This window comes from Sphingomonas sp. Leaf62 (genome assembly GCF_001421915.1).
GTDB lineage: Bacteria > Pseudomonadota > Alphaproteobacteria > Sphingomonadales > Sphingomonadaceae > Sphingomonas.
Genome location: NZ_LMLN01000028.1, coordinates 56,634 through 83,390, shown reverse-complemented (window position 1 = coordinate 83,390; position 26,757 = coordinate 56,634). Strand labels below are relative to the sequence as shown.

The 26,757-nt window shown below is 67.4% G+C and carries 17 protein-coding genes; 5 read left to right on the top strand and 12 right to left on the bottom strand.

Annotated elements, in window-relative coordinates:
* Positions 1-10: 10 nt before the first annotated feature.
* The 8 genes from addA to ASE91_RS11760 all read right to left on the bottom strand — a co-directional run bounded on the left by addA (position 11) and on the right by ASE91_RS11760 (position 13,416).
* Complete coding sequence (addA, locus tag ASE91_RS11795; protein WP_056626450.1) at positions 11-3,436, bottom strand: double-strand break repair helicase AddA; 3,426 nt, start codon at positions 3,434-3,436, stop codon at positions 11-13.
* Positions 3,423-6,509 carry a double-strand break repair protein AddB gene (gene addB / locus ASE91_RS11790; RefSeq protein WP_082453995.1) on the bottom strand — a complete coding sequence of 1,029 codons (3,087 nt, stop codon included), beginning with the start codon at positions 6,507-6,509 and terminating at the stop codon, positions 3,423-3,425. The genes addA and addB overlap by 14 nt, the downstream gene beginning before the upstream one ends.
* Positions 6,502-7,257: a nucleotidyltransferase family protein gene (locus ASE91_RS11785; protein ID WP_056626448.1), complete on the bottom strand. Its 756-nt coding sequence runs from the start codon at positions 7,255-7,257 to the stop codon at positions 6,502-6,504. Before ASE91_RS11785 ends, addB begins: the two co-directional genes overlap by 8 nt.
* Positions 7,254-8,225 (bottom strand): aminoglycoside phosphotransferase family protein, encoded by a 972-nt coding sequence (locus ASE91_RS11780; protein ID WP_056626446.1) that lies wholly within the window; start codon positions 8,223-8,225, stop codon positions 7,254-7,256. Before ASE91_RS11780 ends, ASE91_RS11785 begins: the two co-directional genes overlap by 4 nt.
* On the bottom strand, positions 8,210-8,653 hold the full coding sequence (tsaE, locus tag ASE91_RS11775; RefSeq protein ID WP_082454038.1) for a tRNA (adenosine(37)-N6)-threonylcarbamoyltransferase complex ATPase subunit type 1 TsaE: 444 nt from the start codon (positions 8,651-8,653) through the stop codon (positions 8,210-8,212). Before tsaE ends, ASE91_RS11780 begins: the two co-directional genes overlap by 16 nt.
* Positions 8,653-10,986, bottom strand: a complete 2,334-nt coding sequence (locus tag ASE91_RS11770) for a sensor histidine kinase (protein WP_056627152.1) — start codon at positions 10,984-10,986, stop codon at positions 8,653-8,655. Before ASE91_RS11770 ends, tsaE begins: the two co-directional genes overlap by 1 nt.
* A gap of 270 nt (positions 10,987-11,256) precedes the next feature.
* Positions 11,257-12,666, bottom strand: a complete 1,410-nt coding sequence (ahcY, locus tag ASE91_RS11765) for an adenosylhomocysteinase (RefSeq protein WP_055995708.1) — start codon at positions 12,664-12,666, stop codon at positions 11,257-11,259.
* A gap of 189 nt (positions 12,667-12,855) precedes the next feature.
* Positions 12,856-13,416: a YqgE/AlgH family protein gene (locus ASE91_RS11760; protein ID WP_055995711.1), complete on the bottom strand. Its 561-nt coding sequence runs from the start codon at positions 13,414-13,416 to the stop codon at positions 12,856-12,858.
* A 112-nt stretch (positions 13,417-13,528) separates the two neighbouring features.
* Here ASE91_RS11760 and ASE91_RS11755 point away from each other — a divergent pair, with 112 nt between their 5' ends.
* The 3 genes from ASE91_RS11755 to ASE91_RS11745 all read left to right on the top strand — a co-directional run bounded on the left by ASE91_RS11755 (position 13,529) and on the right by ASE91_RS11745 (position 16,105).
* A complete protein-coding gene (locus tag ASE91_RS11755) occupies positions 13,529-14,011 on the top strand; it encodes a peroxiredoxin (protein ID WP_056627151.1) in 483 nt (160 codons plus the stop codon).
* Between the two features lie 256 nt (positions 14,012-14,267).
* A complete protein-coding gene (locus ASE91_RS11750; protein ID WP_056626444.1) occupies positions 14,268-14,582 on the top strand; it encodes a hypothetical protein in 315 nt (104 codons plus the stop codon).
* Between the two features lie 71 nt (positions 14,583-14,653).
* Entirely contained in the window at positions 14,654-16,105 is a 1,452-nt protein-coding gene (locus tag ASE91_RS11745) for an AMP nucleosidase (RefSeq protein WP_056626442.1), read from the top strand.
* Positions 16,106-16,355: 250 nt separating this feature from the next.
* On the opposite strand, the gene ASE91_RS11740 is transcribed toward ASE91_RS11745, so the two are convergent.
* Entirely contained in the window at positions 16,356-17,882 is a 1,527-nt protein-coding gene (locus ASE91_RS11740; RefSeq protein ID WP_056626439.1) for a lipopolysaccharide biosynthesis protein, read from the bottom strand.
* A gap of 130 nt (positions 17,883-18,012) precedes the next feature.
* Complete coding sequence (polA, locus tag ASE91_RS11735) at positions 18,013-20,772, bottom strand: DNA polymerase I (protein WP_056626437.1); 2,760 nt, start codon at positions 20,770-20,772, stop codon at positions 18,013-18,015.
* A gap of 256 nt (positions 20,773-21,028) precedes the next feature.
* On the opposite strand from polA, the gene chrA reads away from it, so the two are divergent.
* The gene (gene chrA, locus ASE91_RS11730; protein WP_056626435.1) at positions 21,029-22,207 is read left to right on the top strand and encodes a chromate efflux transporter; all 1,179 of its coding nucleotides are present in this window, start codon (positions 21,029-21,031) and stop codon (positions 22,205-22,207) included.
* Positions 22,208-22,293: 86 nt separating this feature from the next.
* Complete coding sequence (locus ASE91_RS11725) at positions 22,294-23,058, top strand: hypothetical protein (RefSeq protein WP_235530454.1); 765 nt, start codon at positions 22,294-22,296, stop codon at positions 23,056-23,058.
* A 165-nt stretch (positions 23,059-23,223) separates the two neighbouring features.
* On the opposite strand, the gene typA is transcribed toward ASE91_RS11725, so the two are convergent.
* Both typA and ASE91_RS11715 read right to left on the bottom strand, forming a co-directional pair.
* Positions 23,224-25,068: a translational GTPase TypA gene (gene typA / locus ASE91_RS11720; protein WP_055995729.1), complete on the bottom strand. Its 1,845-nt coding sequence runs from the start codon at positions 25,066-25,068 to the stop codon at positions 23,224-23,226.
* A 393-nt stretch (positions 25,069-25,461) separates the two neighbouring features.
* On the bottom strand, positions 25,462-26,700 hold the full coding sequence (locus ASE91_RS11715) for an alpha-galactosidase (RefSeq protein WP_235530453.1): 1,239 nt from the start codon (positions 26,698-26,700) through the stop codon (positions 25,462-25,464).
* Between the last annotated feature and the right edge of the window lie 57 nt (positions 26,701-26,757).

Below are 26,757 nucleotides of genomic sequence, written 5' to 3'. Positions count from 1 at the left end.
GGGCGGCACCTCAAGCTTCGCGTGGCAAGCTTTGTTCCGTTGGCACCAAGCCCGGCTTGTGCGCCGCCAGCAGGTCGGCGGGCAGGACGAACAGCTTCGGCCCGGCAGTATAGAGCAGCGCCGCCTCGATCGACCGGTCGGGAAAGATCACGGCGAGCGCGGCGGCATAGGCGGCCATCTGTTTGAGATGATAGACCGGAACGTCGTCGATCGCGGGCGGTACGCGGCGACCGGTCTTGAAATCGACGACGCGGACGACCGTCTCGCCGATGCACAGGCGGTCGACGGTACCGGCCACGACCTGCGTGCCGACCACGGCGGCGATCGGCGCTTCGGCGAGTGCGTCGGGGCCGAACAGATCGGTGAAGACCGGATCGTCGAGGATCGCCATTGCGTCGCGCGTCACCCGATCGCGTAAGGTCGCGTCGTCCACGCCGGCCGCCCCGGCCAGCCAGCGTTCGGCGGCGGCGGCGCGCTGATCGCGGGGCAGGTCGGGCAGGCGTTCGAACAGCTGGTGCAGCAACCGGCCACGCTCGGCGGCGGCGCGCATCGTCGCGGTCGGGGGTGGATCGGACACTTCGTCCTCACCCAGCGCGGAGGGTGCCAGCGGGCGCGGCGGGCGTGCTTCGGCCGGGGCCGGGGCGCGGAGCCACGCGGGGGCGGCGGTCGGCGCCGGGGCGGTCGTACCGCGACGGGTACGGGCGGCGACCGGGGCTTGCCGGGTCAGGCCGGTGAAGACGCGTTCGCCCTCCCCCGCGGGCACGCCCAGCGCATCGAACGCGGCGGCGGCGGCGCTGTACCAGCTGAGCGCCGGCGGTACGCCCTGACAACGGGCGGACGGAGCACCGGCGATGACCAGCCGTTCCTCGGCACGGGTCGCGGCGACGTAGAACAGCCGCCAATGTTCCTCCAGTTCGCGTTTGTCGATCGCAGCGACCGCATCGTCGACCGGCGTACCCCGCTCGCCACCGCGCGGGCGGAACACGGGGAAGGCCGCGCCGTCATGGCCTTCAGGCGTCCACGCGACGATGTCGCGGCGGCTGTTGGCGGGATCGATCGCCGCGTCGGCCAGCAGGACCAGCGGGGCCTGCAATCCCTTCGAACCGTGCGCAGTCATCACCCGCACCGCGCCGCCGGCGGCACCGGCGTCGCGCTTGATCTCCACCTCGCCCCGGTCGAACCATTCGACGAAGCGTTGCAGCGAGGACGTGGCGACGGTCTCGAACGACAGCGCGGCGTTGAGCAGTTCGTCGATCGGGTCGCGTGCCTCTTCGCCCAGCCGCGCGATCAGCTTGCGACGGCCATCGAGATCGCCCGACAGCAGTTCCTCGAGGAACCGATAGGGGGTGGCGAAATCGGCGCGGCGCAGGATCCGCGACAATGGCGCGACCGCGTCGCTGCCGCTCTGGCGCAGATGCCGCCACAGGCTGCCGCCCTCGCGCAAGGCCCCGGCCAGCAACTGTTCCTGCGTCCAGCCGATCAGCGGCGACACCAGCAGGTTGGCGAGGCTGAGATCATCGTCGGGCTGGAGCGCGAAGCGGATCGCCGCCAGCAGATCCTGCACGGCGAGCGGCGCGTCGAGCCGCAACCGGTCGACACCCGCGACCGGCACCCCCTCCGCGTACAACCGCGCGACGATCAGCGAGGCGAGGTCGCCGCGCCGCTTGACCAGCACCATGATGTCGCCGGGCTGGAGCGTCCGCCCCTTCGATTCGAGCGGAAGTGTGCCGATCCAGCCCTTGATCGCGCGGGCGATATCGCGCGCGATGACGCGGGTCGAATCGTCGATCCAGCCTTCCTCGTCCTCGCCCGCCGCCTCGACCACGGTCGGTGCCCACAGGGTCACGGTGCCGGGCCCCGGCACTTCGCTGTCATGGGTTTCGGGCGTGTCGATGCCCATGCCCGGATCGGGCAAGGCGGCGATGGCGGCGTCGACGAACTCCAGCACCGGCCGCGTCGTGCGGAAACTATGGGTCAGCGACAGCGTGTCCAACTCGCGCGCATCGCCGCGATAATCGTCGGGCAGCGTCGCGCGGCGCGTGAAATCGCTGTGCGCCGCCCGGAAATAGATCGGGTCGGTGCCCTGAAAGCCGAAGATCGCCTGTTTGTAATCGCCGACGACGAACAACGTCCGCATCCCCGCCGCCCGCACCGCGTCGCCGCTGAAATATTCCTCGACCAGCGAGCGGACGATCGCCCATTGCTGCGGATTGGTGTCCTGCGCCTCGTCGATCAGGACATGCTCGGTGGTCTGGTCGAGCTTGAAGCGGACCCAGTCGCCGATGCCCGGCTGGGCGAGCAGCTTGAGCGTCTCGCGGATCAGATCGTCGAAATCGACCGTCCCCGCCCGCCGCTTGGCACGGACATAGGCATCAGCATAGGCGCGCCCGGCCTCCAGCGCGCCGGCCAGCGCATCGGCGTAAGCAGCCTGCGCGCGGATCGACAGCAGTTCGGCGGCGCGGGTGCCGACCGCATCGGCCAACTCATCATAGTCGGGATCGGCGGCGATCAGCTTGGCCGATGCCTTTTTCAGCGTATCCTTCTGGGTAAAGAACATGCCGCGCACATCGCCCAGCCGCAGTGCGCGTTCGGCGGGGGGCTGCGCCAGCCAGTCGAGGATCGCGCCATGCAGCTTCAGCCCGGTGGCGGTGCCCCAGGCGCGATTGGCCTCGGCCAATCGTTCGAGCGCGTCGCAGTCGAACTCGTCGTCGCTGCACGCCCGTGCGATCACCTCGTCCACGTCCCCCGACGGCAGGTGAAAGGCGCGGCGCAGGAACGGCTGGATACCGCTCGGCAACTCCGCCATCGCCTGCGGATTGCGCGCACATTCGCGCAGGAATCCCTCTGCCGCCCCCTCGCCCATCCGCAGCGACATCGCGGCGATGGCGTCGCCGATCCGGGTCGAACCGCTCCGCTGTTCCTCGACCAGCAATTCGGCCAGCGCCTCGCGTGCCATGCCGGCTTCCTCGCGCGCCTCCAGCGGGCGGAAACCAGGGACCAGCCCCGCCTCGACCGGGAAACCGGCGAGCAGGCTCTGGCAGAAGCCGTGGATCGTCTGGATCCGCACCCCGCCGCCCGGTGCGTCGAGCACGCGGGCGAAGAGGGTACGGGCGCGGGCGAGCAGCGCCGGATCGTTCACATCCTCGCCCAGCGCGAACAGATCGGCCTTCAGATCGGCGGTGGGCAACCGCACCCAGCGCGCGAGCCGACTCGCCACGCGTTCGGCCATCTCCGCCGCCCCGGCCTTGGTAAAGGTCAGGCACAGGATCGCCGCCGGATCGACCCCGCGCAACAGCAGCCGGAACACCCGCGCCGACAGGACGTGCGTCTTGCCGGTGCCCGCCGATGCCGACAGCCACACATGGCGATGCGGGTCGCTGGCTGCCGCCTGATCGTTCTTCAGCCGCTGAAGCGCGCGGACTTCACTCACGGCCATACCATTCGTCGCGGCGCATCAACTGGTCATACTCGGCATAGGGGGCATATTCGGGGACGAGCTTGGCGACGAACGCCTCGTCGCCGGTCAGGAAGCGGGCAACGGCGTCTTCGAAATGCCCCTTGGCTACGCGCACGAAATCGTCGGCGACCACCCGCCCCTTCGACCCGTCGGCATTGACCGGCGAGGTCATCTTGCCGAAGCGGTCGCCATCCTTGGTCAGCGACCAGTATTCGAACGCGGTGGCGGTGCCGCGCACCCCGCCGAAGCAGCCGCGCTCCGCCATCAACCCCAACAGCCCCAGTTGCAGGCTGTAGCCGGCGGCGACCGCCTTCGCGCTCGGGGCCTTGCCGGTCTTGTAATCGATGATGGCGAGGCCGCCGTCGCTGGCACGATCGATACGGTCGGCCTTGCCCGACAGTTCGACACCGGAAATCTCCAGCGTGCCGCCGCATTCGACGCCGGCGACGATCCGCCCTTCGGCGAGCTTCTCATGGGTGAAGGCCGCTACCCAATCGATCGCCTCGCGCAGGCGCGGCACCCACAATGCGCGCAGCAACGGGTGGGTGCGCGGATCGTCGGACAGTGCCTGCAACCGGCGGTGCAGCTTCCCCGGGTCCAACCCGTCCTCGCGCGCCCAGCGTTCGAGGACGCCATGCACCGCCGTACCCCGCCACGCGGCGGTCGGATCGGCATCGACCGCATCCAGCGGCGACAGCCGCAGCATCCGCCGCGCGTAAAAGGCGTAAGGGTCGGCCTTCAGCCGGTCGACCTCGGTCACCGAAATCCGACGCGGGCGCAGCGGCACCGGCGGACGCGGTGCCGGACGCGACGCGGCGGCGTAGCGATCGGGCGTATCGATCGCCCGCGCCCAGTCGCGCAGATGCCCGGCGCGCTCCAGCCCGTCGTCCAGCGCCTGCAACCGCAACCACAGCCGTGAGGCAATGGTCGGCGCGGTCGCATCGCGCGCGGCGCGGGTCAGGATCACGTCGCGCGCCCCCAACGCACCGGCGAAGTCGTGCGCGGCAAGGCCGATGCGGCGTTCGAGGCCGGGCAGCTTCAGGTCGGCGCGGATGCGCGGCGCAAGCCACGGATCGGGCAACGGCAATTGCGGCCAGACCCCTTCGTTCAGGCCGCCGAGGATCATCAGGTCGGCGGTCTGCAAACGCGCTTCGAGCAGACCCAGGATGGCAAGCCGGGGATGCGCCCCCTGCGGCGGACGCACCGCAACTTCATCGAGCAGGGTGCGCAACAGCGCCGGCAGCGTGCGCGGGTCGATCGTCGGCGGCCCGATCGGTGCCTGTTCCTCCAGCGCGGCGATCAGTTCGGCGGCGGCGCGCCCTTCGGGCCGGCTCCATGCCGCATCGCCCGCCAGTTCGCTGGCGGTCTCGCGCAGCAGCACCAGCAGGTCGGCCAGCGGTTGCGCTCCGGCGGCAAAGGCGGTCGCCAGCGGCGTCAGCAACGGGCACGCCATGTCCCAGAAGGGCTGCGCGGCGGACCGGATCGCGGCATCGCGCGGCTCGCCCTCGCGCAGATGGCGGTCGATCCCCGCCAGCCCCGGCGCGGGGCGCGGCCCGCGCAATGCACGGTCGAGCCGGCGCACCCCGTCGAGCCATGTGACACGCTGTTCGGCCTCGCCGCTGCGCACCAGCGGATGTTTGAGCAGCGCCAGCAGCGCGACCGGCGCGAAGCCCTGTGCCGCCGCCTCGACCACCGCCAGCAGCAACGTGCCGGGGGCCAGCAGCGACAGCGGCTGCCCGGCGGAATCGTCGACCGCCACGTCCCAACGCGCCATATGCGCCGCCACCCGCCGCGCGAGCATCCGGTCGGGGGTGACCAGTGCGGCGGTGCGGCCCGGCGTTTCCAATGCCTCGCGCAGCGCGATGGCGATCGCCTGCGCTTCCTCGGCCGGGGTCGCCAGTTCGACCATCTTCACGCCCGACAGGCGGCGGTCGGCGGCGGGCACGTCGATCCAGTGATGGGTCCGGTCGGCGGGGCTGAGCGCGGTGGCGATGGCGCGGCTGCGCGTCGGGGTCGCGTCATGCTCGCTCGCCGCCTGCCAGCGGACGAATTCGCGGCGGTTGACGCCCATCCGGTCGAGCAACAGTTTCAGATGAAATTGCGGGTGGGTCTCGATCGATCGCTTGCGACGGCCGGTCACCGGATCGGGATCATGCGGCCCCAGCGACGCCCATTCGTCGTCGTCCATCGCGAGGTCGAGGCCCGGCAGAACCACCATCCCGCTCGGCAGGCCGGCGACGCAGCGCTGGATGCGGGCGAGCGCGGGCGCGTTGGTCGCGATCCCGGCCGCGCAGACGAACCCCTTGGGCGGGACGGCCGTCCAGCGCGCGGCCAGCCGCTTGAGCAACCGGGTCCGCCGATCGGCAAGGTCGATCCGCCCCAGCGCCGCCAGTTCGCCCGGCCAGCGATCGAGCACGATGCGGAACAGTTCGAGCGAGCGTTCCCAATGCGCCGACAGCGTTTCGTCGAGGTCGAGCGTCCGCAGCGCCGCCGGGTCGACCTCCTCGACCAGCAACTGGTCGAGCGTCGCGGCCAGATCGCCCGCCAGCCGCACCGCCTCCGCCCCGTCGACCGGGCGACCGGCGCGTTGCCGCTCCTCGGCCACCAGCCGGGCGAGGATCATCCGCCGCGCGAGCGGATCGATCGCGGGCGGGATCGGCGCGGCATCGGCCGGGTCGGCGAAACTGCCGGCCCCTTCGTCAAGCTCCGGATCGCCGATCGCGACCAGCCGGGGCAGCAGCAACCCGCCGCCGCTGGCGCGCACGAACGCCTCCTGCACCGTCCGCTTGGCACGGTTGGTCGGGACCAGCACCATGCCCTGCGCAAGGCCGACGGGGTCGCCGCCGAACCGGCGGATCAGCCCCACCGCCAGCGCATCGGCGAACGCGCGGTGGATCGGAATGGTATAGAGGCCGAGGCGCCTTATGGTGGTGGCTCGCTCCCCCGCCCGGCCACCAACGGCAGTATCCTGATGGGTGGCCGGGTGGGGGAGCGGGCCGGCACCGCCTGAAAACTCGCTCTCCCGCGAGTTTTCAAAAGCCCCCTCAGCCATCGGCGAGGAACGCTTCGGTCATCGGGATCGCACCGGGGGTGCCGACATCGAACCACAGCCCCTGATGCACCGCCCCGAATGCCCGGCCCGCCTCGATCGCGCGGTTCCAGAACAGGTTGGTCGAAAATGCGCCTTCGGGCCAATCGGCAATGACCCGCGGCGACAATATCTGCACGCCGGTGAACACGAACGGCGCGAGCCGGCCGGGTTTGCGGCGGCCGGTGATGCGCCCCATCGCGTCGATATGGAAATCGCCCTGCCCGCGATGACCATGCGCCAGCGCCTGCGGCACCAGCAGCAACAGCGCGTCCATCCTGGCATCGTCCCACAGCGCGCTCAGCAACCGGATCGAATCGACCGGACCATCGACCCACAGATTGTCCGAATTGACGCAGACGAACGGCTGGTCGCCGATCAGGTCGCGCGCCTGCACCAGCCCGCCGCCGGTCTCCAGCAACTGCGCGCGTTCGTCGGACACGGCGACGTCGATGCCCTTCACCCGGTGCTTGAGATGCGCTTCCATCGCATCGGCAAGGTAATGGACGTTGACCACCGCGCGCTTGACGCCGGCCCCGCGCAACCGGTCGAAAACATGGTCGATCAACGGCTTGCCAGCGACCTCCACCAGCGGCTTGGGCCGCATCGCGGTCAACGGGCGCATCCGCTTGCCCAGCCCCGCCGCCAGCACCATCGCGGTTTCGGGCACCTGTGCCTGCGGATGGGGGCGGATCGAACGGAGCGTGGTCATGCGAGTTCCTGCGGATCGCCGCGCCGGTGCGGCGGGATGTTGAGATCGAACCAGCGCGCGACGCCGGCCAGCGCCGGATGGGCGAGATCGCGTTCCAGATAGCGCCACACGCGCGGGCACAGCGCGCCATAGCGCGGCTTGCCGTCGCGCCGCCACAGCCGGGTGAAGATGCCGAGGATCTTCGCATTCCGCTGTGCGCCGAACAGATGATAGGCGGCGTCGAACCCCTCGCCCACCCCGGTCGATTCGCGGTAGCGCGCGATCATCGACGCTTCGACCACTGCCGGCACGTCGCGGCGCGCATCCTGCAACAGCGAGACGAGGTCATAGGCCGGGTGCCCGGCCAGCGCGTCCTGAAAATCGAGCAGACCCAGCCGCGTATCGTCGAGCAGCATCAGGTTTTCGGCATGATAGTCGCGCAGGACGGTCACCACCGGCATGTCCGGCAGCGCGTCGAACGCCGCGTTCCATGCCGCCGTATAGCCATTAATGTCGACGGCCAGCCCCAACGCGTCGCAATACCATTCGATCAGCAGAAGGGCTTCGCGCAGGATGAACGCGCGGTCATAGGGGGGGACCGGCGCGGCTTCGTGGCGTTGCAACCGCAGCAACTGATCGACCGCCGCCGCATAAAGCCGCCCCTCGCTCTCGGGCGCGGCGTCGACCGTCTCGCGCATCCGCATGTCGCCGAAATCCTCCAGCAGCATGAAGCCTGCGGCAGCATCGTCGGCAAGGATCGCGGGCGCGGCAAAGCCCCGTTCGGCCAGCCACGCCGCCATCCGCGCGAACTTGCGCGTATCCTCGGGCGGCGGCGCGTCCATCAGCACCGCGGTCCGCCCGGTCCCGATTACCCGATAGTAGCGGCGGAACGAGGCATCGACCGCCAGCGGCAGGATCTGCGCATCGCCCCAGCCGGCCTGGGTCAGGAATGCAGGTGCCGCATCGCGCGGGTTCAGGTCAGCGGCCATCGGCGTTCCCAAGCGTCCGGCACCCGCGCTGTCAAGCGCCGCCCGCCGGCGTCGTCGAACGCGAGCGTCAGCCACAGCGCGTCGGGCCACGGATCGTCGCCCAGCCGTTCGGGCCATTCGACCACCAGCGCAGCATCGTTCCGCGCCTCGTCCAGCCCCAGTTCCAACGCCTCTTCGGGGTCCTCGATGCGGTAGAGATCGACGTGCAGCACGCTGATGCGCACCTCGGGCGGGTCATAGGGCTGGACGATCGCGAAACTCGGCGACGGTGCCTCCCCCTCCAGCCCCAATGCGGCCAGCAGCCCGCGCGCGATGCTGGTCTTGCCGGCGCCCAGCGGCCCCGACAGCGCGACGACATCGCCCGGCCGCAATACGGACGCCATCCGCGCGCCAAAGGCATGCGCCGCCGCTTCGTCGGGCAGGTGGATCACGGCTCGCGCGGCAGGTCGATCGTGACCAGCGTCCCCAGCCCCTTTTCCGACACCAGCTCGATCGTACCGCCATGCGCCTCGACCGCCTGCCGCGCGAGCGGCAGGTCGAGGCTCAGCGCGCGTTCGCCGACCCGCGCCGCGCCTGCTTGTGCGAACCGGTCGAATGCGCGGGCGACGGCATCCTTCGACAGGCCCGGCCCGTCGTCGGACACGACGATCCGCGCCTGTTGCGCATCGCCATCGACGTGCAGCAGCACGCGCCCCCCCTGCCGCAAGCCACCCAGCGCATGGTCGAGCAGATGGCTGATCGCCTGCCGCAGCCGTCGTGCATCGCCCAGCATCACGCCCGCCGATGGCAGGATCTCGACCGCCAGTTCGATGCCGCGCGCCGTCGCGGTGGGACGCGCCGCTTCGGCCGCTTCGATGGCGATCATCTTCAAGGCGACCGTAGCACGTGCAACCGGCAGCGTTTCGTTGGCGGTCAGGTCGAGCGTGTCGTCGATCAGCCCGCTCAACCGTTCGACCGATTCGAGGATCGCGTCGGTATAGCGTCCGCCATCTTCGGTCAGCTTGCCGGCATAGCCCGCCTGCAACATCTCGGCGAAACCCTTGATCGACGTCAGCGGGGTGCGCAGTTCATAGCTCATCGATGCGACGAAGGCGTTCTTGACCCGGTCGGCCGCCTCCAGCGCCTCGTTGCGGTCGCGCAGCGCCTGTTCCATGCGGCGGCTGTCGGAAATGTCGAGCATCGTCAGCAGCGCATTGCCGTCGGGCAGCGGCACCGCGCCGAATTCATAATGCCGCCCGTCGGCCATCGCAAACCGGCCCGAACGCTGCATCCGCTGCTGCGTGGCGAAGCGGACCAGTTCGGGGATCAGCGCGGCACGGCCCGGGTTGGCGAGGCTGTCGGCGACCCGCTCGGCCAGCGCATCGACGCGCGGATGCCCATCGAGGAACGCGTCGTCCAGCCCCCAGACCTGCCGGAACTTCGCGTTCCAGATCTGCAGGCGACCATCGGCGGCGAACACGCCCAATGCCTCGAACAGATTGTCGAACGTCGCGGTGCGGACGCGCAGCAGCGTGTCGCGCGCACTGGCCAGTTGCACTTCCTCGGTACGATCTTCGAAGATTAGCAGCAATCCGCCCTCGGGCAGCGGCTGGGCGACGACGCGCAGATGGGTGCCGCCGGGCACATGCCACTGCTCCTCGATCGCGCCCTCCGCCGCGCGGAACCAGTCGCGGCGCTCGGCCTTCCACCCCGGAAAGTCGCGGACTTCGGGCAGGCGCTTGGCCTCGCGCATCCGGTCCAGAACACGGTCGAATTCGGGCCGGTCGGCCAGCCATTCGGGCTTCATCGCAAAGGCGCGCAGGAAGGGCTGGTTGTAGAACACCAGCGTCCGGTCGGGTTCGAATTGCGCCACCCCCGCCGACAGCCGGTCGAGCATTGCCCGCTGCGCATCGCGACTGCGCTTCAGCGTGCCGCGCGCTTCCTCGATCTCGTGCACGTCGATCGCGAAGCCGCCGGTACCGCCATCGCGCAGCGGCATGTCGTGGACGCGCAGCATCCGCCGTTCGCCGTTGATCGTCGCCGGCATTGCCGCCTGTTGCGGCTGTCCGGTATCGCGCGCGATCGACGCGCTGGCCAGTGGCCCGCCCATGCCGACGCCTTCGACCAGCTCGACCTGTCGCGCGATCACCTCGCCCGCATCCAGCGCATCGACGGCACGGACATAGGCGGTGTTAACCATCGCCAGCCGCAGCGAATCGTCGCGATACCACATCGGCATCGGCGCGGCCTCGATCAGGCTGGAAAGCGCATCGAACGCGGCGCGATATTCCTCCGCCTCCGCGCCGAGCGTCGCGATCTCGTCATGGAATTCGGTCGCATCGAAGAACCAGACCAGCACCCCGCCCGGCGTATTGAGTTCGGGCGGCGCGCGGTCGCCGATCGCGAACAGCGAGCGCGCCGATCCCGTGGCGCGGATGACGGTGCGGAACGGCTTGCCCCCGCGCAACGCGGCATTGATCGCATCGAGCAGCCGGTCGGCGCTGCCGGGTTCGAGGCCGTTGTCGGGATTGCCGAGATCGGCGACGGTCCCGGGCAGCTCGCTTTGTCCCAGCCGGTCGGCGAGTGGCCGATCGATCGACAGCCGCCCGTCGGCCCGCGCCACCATCGCCAGCGCCGGCGATGCCGCCAGCGTCGACCGCAGCGAATCGAACAGCACCCGGTCGGCCAGCGCCCGCCGCCGTGCAGACACCCCGGCATAGAGCGCCCAGACGCTGCCGACGATCAGCACCGCCAACACCGCGCCGCAGATCACCGCGGCCATGGTCGTGACGGTAATCACGGGCGATCTCCGGCGGGCGGCAACAGAAAGGCAAGCATGAACACCGCTCCTGCCTAGTCCTTCGCCGTCATATAAAAAAGGGGCGACACCGCATGGTGCCGCCCGGAATCGTTCAACCGAAACCTCGGCGGTATCCGATCACATACGGAAGCTCGCACCGGCACGATCGCAACACGCCGCCATCTACCAGCAACAAAAAGGGCGGACATCCAACCGGATGCCCGCCCCTATGACGCTTTCGACCCGGTCGGATCAGTAGCGATAATGGTCCGGCTTGAACGGCCCTTCGACCGGCACGCCGATGTAACTCGCCTGCTTCGGGGTAAGCTTCGACAGCTTCACGCCCAGCTTTTCGAGATGCAGCGCCGCGACCTTTTCATCGAGGTGCTTGGGGAGAACGTATACTTCGTTCTTGTAGTTCTCGCCCTTGGTCCACAGTTCGATCTGCGCCAGCACCTGGTTGGTGAAGGATGACGACATGACGAACGACGGGTGGCCGGTGGCGCAGCCGAGGTTCACGAGGCGGCCCTTGGCAAGCACGATGATCTGCTTGCCATCGGGGAACTTCACCAGGTCGGTGCCCGGCTTCACTTCGTCCCACTCATAGTTCGACAGGGCGGCGATCTGGATCTCGCTGTCGAAGTGGCCGATGTTGCAGACGATCGACATCGGCTTCATCGCCTTCATGTGATCGGCAGTGATGACGTCGGCATTGCCGGTCGCGGTGCAGAAGATGTCGGCGCGGGTCACCGCTTCGTCCATCGTCACGACCTCGAACCCTTCCATCGCCGCCTGCAGGGCGCAGATCGGATCGACTTCGGTCACCATCACGCGCGCGCCGCCGTTGCGGAGCGACTGCGCCGAACCCTTGCCGACGTCACCGAAGCCGGCGACGCAGGCGACCTTTCCGGCGAGCATCACGTCGGTCGCGCGACGGATCGCGTCGACCAGCGATTCCTTGCAGCCGTACAGATTGTCGAACTTCGACTTGGTGACGCTGTCGTTGACGTTGATCGCCGGGAACGGCAGCTCGCCCTTCTTCGCGATCTCATACAGGCGGTGGACGCCGGTCGTGGTTTCTTCCGACACGCCCTTCAGGTTCTTGACGGTCTCGGTCAGGTATCCCGGACGCTTGGCGATGAACGCCTTCAATGCGCGCTGGAACTCGACCTCTTCCTCATTCTCGGGCTCGCCCAGCGTCGCGCCGGCTTCGAGCTTCGCCCCCCACAGCGCGAACATGGTGGCGTCGCCGCCATCGTCGAGGATGATGTTGGCGGTCTGGTCGCCCCAGTTGAAGATGTCGCCGACATAGTCCCAGTAATCGGCGAGGCTCTCGCCCTTGATCGCGAAGACCGGAATGCCCTTGGCCGCGATCGCGGCGGCGGCATGGTCCTGCGTCGAGAAGATGTTGCACGTTGCCCAGCGAACGTCGGCACCGAGCGCGGTCAGCGTTTCGATCAGCACCGCGGTCTGGATCGTCATGTGCAGCGAACCGGTGATCCGCGCGCCCTTCAGCGGCTGCGACGCCCCGAATTCCTCGCGCAGCGCCATCAGGCCCGGCATCTCGGTTTCGGCGATCTCGATTTCCTTGCGACCGAAATCGGCGAGGCCGATGTCGGCGATGACGTAATCGGTCTGCTTGTCGGCAATGGCGGTGGCCATGGATACTCCTGGAGCTTGGGCCATGGGCACGCCCATGGCGGATGACTGCGCCTCTACCGACCCGTCGGTCGAAACGCAAATACGAATATAAAGATTTCTTTATATCTGTTCCGTGACGCTGGAATGCGAGGGGTAGGCGGCGACTGCCCGGTCATACGCGACTAGCGAACCGCCCCTAACAAACCATTGTCAGGCGGTGCCGGCACCCGGCGACAACAGGCGCGTATCGATGCCGGCCCGGTCGTATCCCGCCCTCCAGCGCTGCGCGGTCGGCACGTCGAACAGCAGCGCGGCATCGCCATCGACGTTCATCCAGCCATGGCGCGACATTTCGGCATCCAGCTGCCCGCCCTCCCAGCCGGCATAGCCCAGCGCGATCAAAAACCGTTCCGGCCCGCTGCCACCGGCGATCGCGCGCAGCACGTCGACCGACCCCGACAGCGCCCATTTGCCGGCGACGTCGATCGTATCCTGCCCGCCCCAGCCGGCATCGTGCAGCACGAAGCCGCGCCGTGTCTCGACCGGTCCGCCCTGATGAATCGGCACGTCGGGTGCCGCGCCGGGTTCGATCTCCAGTTGCGCCAGCAATGTGTGGAGCGTCAGCCCCTCGATCGTATCGCCCACGCCGATCCCCATCGCGCCATCGGCGTCGTGGCTGCACATCGCGATGACGGCATGGTCGAACCGGCGGTCGCCAATGCCGGGCATCGCCAGCAACATCTGTCCGGTCAGGAATCGGGTCTGGTCCATGATCGGACGACGCTAATCGTCCGGCGGCTGCGGCGCCATGCTTGAAAAGGGCCGCCAGCGCTCCCACGCTTCGCCCGTGCGCAACGATGCGCGGCTATTCCCGGAGAAAATGATGACGATCAAGATCGGCGACCGCCTGCCCGACGCGAAACTGGTCAAGGTTACGCCCGACGGCCCCGATCAGGTGTCGACCAGCGACTTCTTCGCCGGCCGCCGCGTCGCGCTGTTCTCGGTGCCCGGCGCGTTCACCCCGACCTGCTCGGCCAGGCATCTGCCGGGCTTCGTCGAACAGGCCCAGGCGTTCCATGACAAGGGCGTCGACGAAATCGCCTGCACCGCGGTCAACGACGCCTTCGTGCTCGACGCGTGGGCAAAGGCCGGCAACGCGACCGACACGGTGACGATGCTGGCCGACGGCAATGCCGATTTCGCAAAGGCGACCGGCCTCGACATGGACAGCTCCGCCTACGGCATGGGCACCCGGTCGCAGCGTTATGCGATGCTGGTCAATGACGGCGTGGTCGAAGCACTGCACGTCGAGGCACCAGGCGAGTTCAAGGTCAGCTCGGCCGAAAACCTGCTCGCCTCGATCTAAAGGTCTGTTTGGAAGCTCGCGCGATAGCGAGCTTCGAGGCGGCACCGGCCCGCTCCCCCACCCCAACACCCAAGTCAGTATCATTGCATGGGTGTTGGGGTAGGGGAGCGGGCCGGTGCCGCGAAATGCGTCTCGACGCATTTCCAAACGAACTCTGACGCGCGGCCGGTTTCGATACGTGCGTGTCGGAACCGGCCGGTCCGTCCCGGGTTGATAAGTGGTTACGCAACCATATCGAACGGGAAAGGGACGCGTCATGACCAATTCGACCACCACCAAGGATGTCGCCAACGACGTCGCCGAAGCTTCGGGCAGCTTTGCCGAAAAGGCATCGGCGACCTACACATCGGCCAAGGAAACCGTAAGCGACGCCGCCGCCAAGTCGCGCGATGCGGTGGCGGATGCCGCCAAATCGACCGCCGAGACGGTGAAGGCGCATCCGGGTGCCACCGCCGCAATCGTCGCCGGCGCTGCCGCCGCGATCGCCGGAGCCGCCTTCGGCGCGTCGAAGCTGATCGACAAGAAGCGCGAATCCGACGCCACGCCGAAGGTTCCTTCGTCGGCGACCTGACCCCCCTGACCCGGCGCACCGCACTGCGCCGGGTCTTGACCTGCGTTACGGGATCGACTTAGCCACGATCGATGACGCAGGCTTCCGATATCGTTGCCGAACTCGATCGGCTCTACACTGCCTCGGTGGCGCGGTTACGCGCTGCGCTCGACCGCTATCTGACCGACGGCACGCCCCCGCCGTCTTCCGCGCGGGTCGACGGCACGTTCGCCTATCCCGAAATCCGCCTGACCTATCGTGGCGGCAGCGAACGGCCGATGCCCTCGCGCGCCTATGGCCGGCTGACCACCCCCGGTGAATACCGGATCAGCGTGACCAAGCCCGCGATGTTCGCCGCGTATCTGACCGAACAACTCGAACTGCTGATCGCCAACCACGACGTCACGGTCGAGGCGGTCGGCGGTCGGCAGGAAATTCCTTTCCCCTATGTTCTCGACGCCGGGCACGCGCTCAGTCTCGATGCGGTGTCGGCGTCCGAACTGGCGCGGTTCTTCCCCGCGACCGAACTGGCGCATATCGGCGACGAGATCGCCGACGGCCTGTGGACCGCGCATGACGACAGCCGTCCGCTGGCGCTGTTCGACGGGTTACGCACCGACTTTTCACTGGCCCGGTTGCGCCACTATACCGGCACTCCGCCCGAACACATCCAGCAATATGTGCTGTTCACCAACTATCACCGCTATGTCGACGAGTTCGTGCGCTGGGCCGGCGAACAGCTGAAGCCAGCCGCTGATGGCACGCCCAGCCGCTATACCGCGCTGTCGGGGGCCGGCGGCGTGCTGGCGACCGCCGAGGACGATGCCGAACGCATGGTCAGCGACAGCGCGTGGCGGCGGCATCAGATGCCCGCCTATCACCTCGTCGCGCCCGACGGCAGCGGCATCACGCTGGTGAATATCGGCGTCGGTCCGTCCAACGCGAAGACGATCTGCGACCATCTGGCGGTCATGCGGCCCGAAGCGTGGCTGATGATCGGTCATTGCGGCGGCCTGCGCCCCAGCCAGCGGATCGGCGATTACGTGCTGGCGCACGCTTATCTGCGCGACGATCATGTCCTCGACGACGTGCTACCGCCCGAAATCCCGGTGCCGGCGATCGCCGAGGTTCAGGTGGCGATGGCACGCGCGGCAGAGATCGTGTCGGGCCAGTCGGGCGACGAACTGAAGAAGCGGCTACGTACCGGCACCATCGTCACCACCGACGACCGTAACTGGGAATTGCGCTTCAGCCGCTCGGCGCTGCGCTTCTCGCTGTCGCGCGCGGTCGGCATCGACATGGAATCGGCCACGATCGCCGCACAGGGATATCGCTTCCGCGTCCCCTATGGAACGCTGCTGTGCGTTTCCGACAAACCGCTCCACGGCGAATTGAAGCTGCCCGGACAGGCCAACCGCTTCTACGAACGCGCGATCAACGAACATATGCGCATCGGCATCGAGGCGTGCGAGCAATTGCGGCAAGAGGGTGCCCGCCTGCACAGCCGCAAGCTGCGCGCATTCAACGAGCCGCCGTTCCGGTAAAGGATGTGCGGGAGGGCGGCACGACACCTCCGTTCCCGACAGCCACACCGACCGCCTGCTAACCTGTGGCGGATCGACATTCAGCGATTACAACGGATTTTCGTCATTCCCGCGCAGGCGGGAATCCATAGCCGCTACGCTTTTGGCTGGTTCGGCGACTTCGGCGTATAGGGACTCCCGCCTGCGCGGGAGTGACGATGGGGCCGCGGTCGGGCACGGCGGTCCGCAACGGGTCGAATGTCGCCTGACCCTACACCTTGTACCGATCCGTCGGGATCTGCGGCTCGCTCGCCGCCGCGCTCTTGTGGAACAGCGCCTTGTCCTCGGGCCGGAACGCCCAGCGCCACAGCACCGCGAAGTAGATGGCGAGCATCACCGGAATGCCGAACAGCAGTTCCGCCCATTCATAGTGCTTCGGTAGCCGCATGATCAGCGATCCGGCCACCGCCGCCGCCAGCACCGCCCACACGAACGCCGGCCGGAAATCGCGGACACTGACGCCGAGCAGCTTCGACAACAGCCCAGACTTGATCACCGATCCCAGCCCGACCGACAGCGTCAGCGCCATCGCCGGCCCGACCGCCGCGTAATTCTGCGGCAGGCCCAGCGTCCGCATCAACGCAACCAGCGCGAAACTCAGCAACACCTGAAACGTCAGCAGCCCCAGCGAAATCATCAGGTTACGGTGGCGCGCGATATAGACCAGCGCCGCTTCGGACACCGCGCCCTTGGCCGCGAAGACTTCGGCGAACAGCAGGAACGACAACGCGCCCGCGCCGCTCACGAACTCGCGACCGACCACGCCCATCACGCCCGACGCCGGAATGCTGCCGGCCAGCGCCAGCGCCGCCTGCGCGGTGATGATCCAGAAGCCGACTTGCCGCACTTGTCGCGCGACCGCCGGCTTGTCACCGGCGGCAAGGCTGTGGGTGATGACCGGCCCCAATACCGGATCGAAGCTGGTCTTCAGCTTCTGCGGCAACGACGCGACCTGCTGCGCCATGTAATAGATGCCGACGATCGCCGGCCCGAACAACAGCCCCAAGATGAAGCGATCGACGTTGCGCGTGCCCCATTCGATCGCATCGGCACCTGCCAGCGGCATGTTGCGCTTCACCAGCGCCAGCATCGGCCGCAGATGCGGCGACCACCCGATCGGCAGGCCATAGCTGCGGACGAACGGCACGATCGATGCAACCAGCGCCGCCGCCATCGACAGCACGTAGCTCATGATCAGGCCGTCGCGGGTCGAATAATAGCTCAGGCCCCATGCCGCGATCGAGATCGTCCACGGTTCGATGACCGCGCGCGCCGTCACCGCCGCCTTGACGTTCAATCGATAGGCGAGCGCCGCCAGACTGACGTCGGACCATGCGATGGCAAAGACGATCAGCGGCAACAGCCGTTCGAACCCGATCACCTGACTGTTCGGGTACATGATCTGCGGAAACACGAACAACACCGCGCTGGCCGCGACCGACAGGATGAAGGCGACCGCCAGCGCGTCCCAAACAACATGCGCATGCGGCCGATCGGTCGACGACAGCGCCTGCGCCAGCCCCCGTTTCAGCCCCAGCGTCGCGACCAGCGCGGCCAGTTCCACCACCAGGACCGCCAACGCGAACCGCCCGACGATCGCCGGCCCATAGATCCGCCCGGCGATGAACAGGAACGGCAGCCGCGCGACCAGCCGCAGGACGAATCCGAACACGTTGGTCCGCCCGCCTTTGGCAAGTGCGGCGATGTCGTCGGTGGGCTGGGTCGGCGCGTCGGTCATACGTCGCGCGAAGGCTGGATCATCGCGGCGTCATACGCGAGGGGGGCGACCCGCCATAGCCCCCCGTTGCGCTTTGGCGACGGGGTGCGGCTTGGGGGCAACGGTTGGGTCCCGATCGCCGCGCTGGCGCTTAATGCGCCGCGCCCCAGCTCGCCCCCGTCCCGATCTCGACGCCCAGTGGCACCGACAGCTGCACGACCGGCTCGGCGGCGGTCTCCATCACCCGGCGGATAACCGGGGTCGCCGCCTCGACCAGTCCTTCGGGCAGTTCGAACACCAGTTCGTCATGGACCTGCAACAGCATCCGCACCTCGCCCAGGCCCGCCTCGGCCAGCGCCGGCCCCATCCGCACCATCGCCCGCTTGATGATGTCGGCGCTGGTCCCCTGAATCGGCGCGTTGATCGCGGCGCGTTCGGCCCCCTGGCGTTCGTGCTGCACCTTCGACTTGATGCGCGGGAAATGCGTCTTGCGGCCGAACAGCGTGGTGGTGAAACCCGCCGTTCTGACACTCTGCGTCGTCTCGGCGATATAGCGGTTGATGCCGGGGAAGCGGTCGAAATAGCGATCGATCATCGCCTGTGCCTCCTCGGCGCTCACGTCCAGCCGCCCAGCCAGCCCCCAGCGACTGATGCCGTAGAGGATGGCGAAGTTGATCGTCTTGGCCCGCCCGCGCGTGTCGCGGTTGACCTCGCCAAACAGTTCCTGCGCGGTGATGCTGTGAATGTCGTCGCCGCGCGCGAACGCGTCGCGCAACTGCGGCACGTCGGCGATATGCGCCGCCAGCCGCAGCTCGATCTGCGAATAATCGGCCGCGAGGATGACGTTGCCCGGCTCCGCCACGAACGCATCGCGGATCTGCCGCCCGACCTCGGTACGGATCGGGATGTTCTGGAGGTTGGGATCGGTCGACGACAGCCGCCCGGTCTGCGCGCCCGTCAGGCTGTACGACGTATGCACCCGTCCGGTCGCCGGATTGATCTGGGCCTGTAGCGCATCGGTATAGGTGTTCTTGAGCTTGGTCAGCTGTCGCCAGTCGAGCACCTTCGCCGCGATCACCGCACCCGGCGAATCCTTGTCGGCGGCGATCCGCTCCAATTCGGTGACGTCGGTCGAATAGACGCCGGACTTGCCCTTGCGGCCGCCCTTGATCCCCAGCGTGACGAACAGCACGTCGCCCAACTGTTTCGGCGATCCGATGGTGAATTTCACGCCCGCCAGCTCGTGGATCTCGGTCTCCAGCGCAGCGATCCGGGTCGAGAAATCGTCCGACAGCCGCGCCAGCACCTGCGCATCGACCTTGATCCCCGCAATCTCCATCTCGGCGATCACGCGGACCAGCGGGCGGTCGACCATCTCGTAGACGCGCGTCGCCTGTTCATATGGCAGGCGCGGCTTGAACCGCCGCCACAACCGCAAGGTTACGTCGGCGTCCTCGGCGGCATAGCGGGTCGCGGTCTTCAGATCGATTTCGCCGAAACCGACCTGCTTCTTCCCCGTCCCCACCACGTCCTTGTACGCGATGCAGCTATGCTGGAGGTGCGTCGCCGCCAGTTCGTCCATGCCATGCCCATGCAGGCCCGCGTCGAGGTCGAAGCTCATCAAGATCGTGTCGTCATAGGGCTCGACATCGACCCCGGCGCGCGACAGGACAATCATGTCGTATTTCAGGTTATGCCCGATCTTCAGGACGCTGGGGTCTTCGAACAGCGGCTTCAGCGTCGCCAGCACGAGCTCGCGCGACAATTGCTCGGGGCGCTCGGCGAACATGTCGGTCCCGCCATGGCCGATCGGCACGTAGCAGGCGAGATTGGGATGCAGCGCCATGCTGATCCCGACCAGTTCGGCGCGGGTCGCGTCCAGCCCGGTCGTCTCGGTATCGATCGCGACCCAGCCCTGATGCCGCGCCACCTGTACCCAGCGGTCGAGCGCCTCCTGCGTCACGACCGTCTCATAGCCGTCATGGTTGCAGGCCGGTTCGTCCTCTTCGCCCCCCGGTGCCGTGGCCGGCGCGACCGGCTCGTCGGCGACGCTCGACAGCTTGGTCAGCAGCGTGCGGAAGCCATGATGTTCGAGGAACGCGCGCAGCGGCGCGTCGGGTATCCCCTGCATCGCCAGCGCGTCGAGCGGTTCGGGCAGGCCGCCATCGCATTTCAGCGTCACCAGCACCTTCGACAGCCGCGCATTATCGGCATGGTCGATCAGGTTGTCGCGCAGCTTGCCCTTCTTCATGTCCGGCGCGGCGGCTAGGACGGCTTCGAGATTGCCATGCTCGGCGATCAGCTTGGCAGCGGTCTTCGGCCCCACACCGGGCACGCCCGGCACATTGTCGACCGCGTCGCCCATCAGCGCCAGCACGTCGCCCAGCTGCTCCGGCCCCACCCCGAATTTGTCGCGGACGTGATCGGGGCCGAGCGTGCGGTTATTCATCGTGTCGAGCATGTCGACCGACGGATCGGTCATCAGCTGCATCAGGTCCTTGTCGGAACTGACGATCGTCACCGCCCACCCCTGCGCCAGTGCCGCCTGCGTATAGCAGGCGATGATGTCGTCGGCTTCCAGCCCCTCTTCCTCGATGCACGGAATCGAAAAGGCGCGCGTCGCGTCGCGGATCATCGGGAACTGGGGCACCAAATCCTCGGGCGGCGGCGGGCGATGCGCCTTGTACTGGTCGTACAGGTCGTTGCGGAACGTCTTGGACGATTTGTCGAGGATCACCGCCATATGTGTCGGTCCGTCCGCCTTGTGCAGTGCATCGGCCAGCCGCCACAGCATCGTCGTATAGCCATAGACCGCCCCGACCGGCTCGCCATGCTGGTTCGTCAGCGGCGGCAGCCGGTGATAGGCGCGAAAGATATAGCCGGAGCCGTCGACGAGATAGAGATGGGGCATGGCCGGGGAGATAGCAGCGCGGGGGAGCGCTTGCGAGGGGGTAGCGGGATCCTTCGCTACCCCCGGCTTGGTGCGGAGGCAGGCTCCTCCCCGTACCGGGAAGAATCTGGAAGCCCCCCTCCCCGCGCGACCGATTGACACATCCCCGCCATTGTGGCGGAGTGCCGTCACGGGCCGCCGCGGACGCCCGTTCAGACGGGTGCCGTCCAAGTTCCGCTCCATCGGTCGCGTTCGCGGCCTGTAGGAGCGTTGCTTTATGCAGATTGCCCCCTCCCGCCCCCCGGTCATCGGCCTGATCGCGCTGTTCCTCAAATTCCTGCGGTTCGGCTGTCTCGCCTTTGGCGGGCCGGTCGCGCAGATCGCGATGTTGCGGCAGGCGCTGGTCGAGGAGGAGGGCTGGATCGACCGCGGGCGGTTCAATCGCCTGCTCGCGGTGTTGCAGATCCTGCCCGGCCCCGAGGCGCACGAACTCTGCGTCCATTTCGGCGTGCTGGCGCGCGGCCGGGTCGGCGGGCTACTCGCGGGACTGGGCTTCATGCTGCCCGGCTTCTGCCTGATGCTGCTGGTCGGCTGGCTGTATGTCTCGGTGGTGCAGGGCAGCGTCGGCTTCGGCGGCATCCTGCTCGGCATTCAGGTCGCGATCCTTGCGGTGATCCTGCGCGCGGTGGTGCGGATCGGCCAGCATGTGATCGAGGACCGATTGCTGGCGGCGATCGCGGTGGCGGCGGCGATCGCGACGCTGATCGGCATACCGTTCTGGATACCCTTGCTGGTCGGTGGCGGCGTCTATGCAGCGATGGCTCGGCCGGCGATGATGATCGCGATCGGCATGGTTGGCCTTGTTGCTGCCGTCGGGGCGATGGGCATCGCCACCCCCGCCCCGGCCGGATCGATGGCGCAACCGCTGACCATCCTCGCGCTGTTCCTCGCCGGCCTGAAGGGCGGGCTGCTGACCTTTGGCGGGGCATATACCGCCATCCCCTATGTCCGCGCCGATACCGTCGGGCGGGGCTGGATCGGCGATGCGGCGTTCCTCGACGGGGTCGCCTTCGCCAATGTCATCCCCGCGCCACTGGTGATCTTTGCGACCTTTGTCGGGTTCGTCGCGGGCGGCCTCACCGGCGCGCTGGCGATCACGCTCGGCATGTTTCTGCCGGCCTTCGCCTTTTCGCTGCTGTTCTTCGAACGGCTGGAGCGAATTGTCGACGCGCCCTCGCTCCGCCACGCACTGACCGGCGTGGCGGCGGCGGTGGTCGGCATCATCGCGGCGACCTTCGTGCAACTGGCGGTGGCGACCGGCGCGCGAATCGATGCGGTCGCCATCGGCGGAATCCTGTTCGCGGTCGCGCTGGGGTTGGCGTGGCGGCTGAAGGGTGGCTGGGTGACGCCTGTAATCGTGGGCGTAGGGGCGGTGACGGGGTGGGCGTTGCTCTGACCGAACGGCGTCGTCGACAGGTCGTCTCGCCTAACTCCCCGACCCATGGTACAGTCAAACCGCTTAGTTCATCGGGGGGGTGACACATGGCAACATTGGCAACGGCATCGACGGCAAGAACGCCGGAACATCGCTTCTTCCTGTTTTCGGCGATCGCCATGGCGACGGTCGACATCGCCGGCTTTTCACTGAATTTTTTCGCGGGTCGCTCCAGCCTTTCGCTTCCGATCATCTATCATCTGCACGGCGCGGTCTTTCTCAGCTGGATCATCCTGTACGTCGCGCAGAACGTCCTGATCTATGGCGGCGCGGTACGCGGTCACCGGCAACTCGGCTGGCTCGCGCTGGCGTTGCTGCCGCTGATGACGGTGCTCGGTATCGGCATCACGATCCTGTCGGCGCGGCATCATGGCGGGCCACCGATCCTCGATCTCAATTCCTTCCTGATCGGCAATCCGGTCGGCATCCTCTATTTCGTTTCGGTCAGCAGCGTCGCGATCGTCCTGCGGCGGCGCACCGACTGGCACCGTCGGCTGATGTTCTGCGGCATGGCGGCAATTACCGGTCCCGGCTTCGGACGATTGCTGCCCATGCCGTTCCTGATCCCGTGGGGATGGTGGGCCGCGGCACTGATCGCGCCGTCCATCTTTCCGGTGATCGCGATGGTTGCCGAGCGCCGCCGCACCGGACGGATTCACCCGGCATGGCGGTGGGGATGGGGTGCGTTCGTGGCCTGCTTCCTGCTGGCGGAAGCCTTCGCCTTCAGCCCATGGGGCATCGCACTGACCCAGGCGGTGGTGGCGGGTACGCCCGGCGCGGCGCGGCCGATGGCGGCGTTCTTTCCGGGATAGCGAACGGCCCCGGAATCGCTTCCGGGGCCGTTCTTTTCTCTGGCCCGACATGGCGAAGCCACGTCGTCGGTCCTCGCCTTGGGCAAGGCCGGTCGGGCGGACCCTGTGCGGCTCGGCGTAGCTGACGCTACGCCGTTGCCCGGTCCGCCTGCCCGGCCCGCTCGCTCAGGCTGCTGCCTTCGCGCGCGATGCCTTCTTCCGTTCGTTCGGATCGAGGTGGCGTTTGCGCAGACGGATGTTCTTCGGCGTCACTTCGACCATCTCGTCGTCGTCGATATACGCAATCGCCTGTTCCAGCGTCATCTTCTTCGGCGGGGTCAAGCGGATCGCGTCGTCCTTGCCGCCCGATGCGCGGAAGTTGGTCAGCTGCTTCGCCTTCATCGGATTGACCTCAAGGTCATCCGTCTTGGCGTTCTCGCCGATGATCATGCCTTCGTACAGCGCCTCGCCGTGCCCGACGAACAGGATGCCGCGCTCTTCGAGCGGACCCAGTGCATAGCCCTGCGCTTCGCCGGCACCGTTCGAGATCAACACGCCGTTCTTGCGGCCGTCGATTTGGCCCTTGTGCGGGCCGTACTTCTCGAACAGCCGGTTCATGATGCCGGTGCCACGCGTGTCCGACAGGAACTCGCCATGATAGCCGATCATGCCGCGCGACGGGGCGGAGAAGGTGATGCGGGTCTTGCCGCCGCCCGACGGACGCATGTCGGTCATCTCGGCCTTGCGCAGGTTCATCTTCTCGACGACCGTGCCCGAATATTCCTCGTCCACGTCGATGATGACGGTTTCGTACGGCTCGGTCTTCTTGCCGTTCTCGTCCTCGCCGAACAGCACGCGCGGACGCGAGATGCCCAGTTCGAACCCTTCGCGGCGCATCGTTTCGATCAGCACGCCCAACTGCAATTCGCCGCGGCCCGCGACTTCATAGCTGTCGCGATCGGCCGCTTCGGTCACCTTCACGGCGACGTTCGATTCGGCTTCGCGGAACAGGCGGTCGCGGATCATCCGCGACGTGACCTTCGTGCCTTCGCGACCCGCCATCGGCGAATCGTTGACGGCGAAGCGCATCGACAGCGTCGGCGGATCGATCGGCTGCGCGTGCAGCGGCTCGGTGACCTGCGGGTCGCAGATCGTGTTCGACACGGTGGCAACGGTCAGGCCGGCCAGCGAGATGATGTCGCCCGCCTTGGCTTCGTCGACCGGCACGCGGTCGAGGCCGCGGAACGACATGATCTTCGATGCGCGACCCGTCTCGACGATGTTGCCGTCGTTGTCGAGCGCGTGGATCGGCTGGTTCAGCTTCACCGTGCCCGAATTGACGCGGCCGGTCAGGATACGGCCGAGGAAGTTGTCGCGGTCGAGCAGCGTGACGAGGAAGGTGAACGGAACGTCCTCCACTTCCACCTTCGGCGCGGGGACGTGCGACACGATCGTCTCGAACATCGGGATCAGCGTGCCTTCGCGCGCGTCCATGTCGGTCGAGGCATAGCCGTTGCGGCCCGAGGCATAGAGCACCGGGAAGTCGAGCTGTTCGTCGTTGGCGTCCAGCGACACGAACAGGTCGAACACTTCGTCCAGCACTTCCTGGATGCGCGCGTCGCTGCGGTCGACCTTGTTGACGACGACGATGGGCTTGAGGCCCAGCGCCAGCGCCTTGCCGGTCACGAACTTCGTCTGCGGCATCGCGCCTTCCGACGAATCGACCAGCAGGACGACGCCGTCGACCATCGACAGGATGCGTTCGACCTCGCCGCCGAAATCGGCGTGGCCGGGGGTGTCGACGATGTTGATGCGGATCGATTCATCGCTGCCCGGCGGGGTCCAGTCGACCGAGGTCGGCTTGGCGAGAATGGTGATCCCGCGCTCCTTTTCGAGGTCGTTCGAATCCATGGCGCGTTCCTCGACGCGCTGGTTGTCGCGGAACGTGCCGGACTGACGGAACAACTGATCGACGAGCGTGGTTTTGCCGTGATCGACGTGGGCGATGATTGCCACGTTGCGAAGGCTCATACTATTTCCTGGATCGTGCGGGAGTGCAGTTGGGCGCGCGCTTAGCGTATTTATCGCGATTCCGCAAAGGGGACGTTTTTGCGGTGCAGCGTGGGGGCCTTAGATTGGTTCACGCGAAGGCGTGAAGCGGTTGCGCGACCGGCGGCCGGCTCGCGTTCGGGAGACACAGCGCTATCGGAGACGCAAGCTAGAGGCTGGTGGCGCGGGTAACAAATGCCCCGAACGAGTCTCCTCCGCGTCTTCGCGCCTTCGCATGAAGCAACCTTCCTTCTTCCTGATCGCAGGCGAAAGATGTTCGCGCAGGGGCGCGGAGGCGCGGAGAAGGTGCGTTCGACGCCGTCGTAGCGTCTCCCGACCGCACCCACCCTCAGCGCCTCTGCGCGAAAACCGCCGCTACTTGCCCGGCGTGACGCGGACCATGACGACGCCATGCGCCGGAACGGTCGCCGCAAACCGGCCCGCCATCCGGCCGAGCGACTTGTGCGCCCACAGGTCGCGAACCTCGGCCCTTACGCCTGCCGGATAGCCGATCTCCGGCCACGTCGCCGTGATCTGCGCCGGTGCCTCGCCCCGGTTGAACAGGACGACGGCGCGCGATCCGTCGACCAGCGTGCGCGACCACACTTCCTGATCGCCGTCGTCGCGGACGCGGCGGCCCTGCGCGCCCAGCGCATCCTGATCGACCGCGATGACGTCGTGGTTGAGCAGGATCGCCTTCGTCGCGTCGCTCATCGTCGCGATGTCGTTGCCGGCGATCAGCGGCGCGGCCATCATCGCCCACAGGCTGAAATGCGCGCGATATTCGGTGTCGCTCATCCCGCCATTGCCGACTTCGAGCATGTCGGGATCGTTCCAGTGGCCGGGGCCGGCATGGGCATAGAGCGGTTCGTTGATGTCGACGATGTCGGTCATGCCGATCGACCATTTCTCACGCCCCTTCCACCCGTCGCGGATGTCGGCGGACGTGCGCCACAGATTGCCGATCTTCTTCGCCCATTCCCACGGCCGGTTGTTGCCCCATTCGCAGATCGCCAGCACGATCGGCCGCCCGCTGGCCTTCAGCGCATCGGCCATCAATGCATAGGCTTCCTCGGCATTGCGGACCCCGGTCGAGCACCAGTCGTATTTCAGATAATCGACGCCCCAGCGGGCATAGGTCAGCGCGTCCTGATATTCATGGCCCTGGCTGCCGGGCTTGCCGCCGCACGTCTTGGCGCCGGCATCGGAATAGATACCGAACTTCAGCCCCTTTCCATGGATATAGTCGGCCAGCGCCTTGATCCCGCTCGGGAACTTCTCGGCATTGGCGGTGATGAAGCCGTTCGCGTCACGTTGCCCGTGCCAGCAATCGTCGATGACGATATAGGAATAGCCCGCCGCCTTCATCCCGTTGCCGGCCATGGCGTCGGCCATGTCGCGCACGATCTTTTCGGTGATGTTGCAGCCATATTTGTTCCAGCTGTTCCACCCCATCGGCGGGGTGAGCGCGAGGCCATTGGCCATCCGCGCCGGATCGAGCGACGGGCGCAGCGTATTGGGATCGACGAACTGATCCTGCGCCCGTGCCGTCTGCGTCATCAACGCGATCGACAGGGCGGCGGTCCGCAACAGGCCTTGAAAACGCTTTGTCATATCAATCCCCTCTGCCGTGCTGGCTATCGTGGATGACAGCGTGAGACAAGAGGTTGC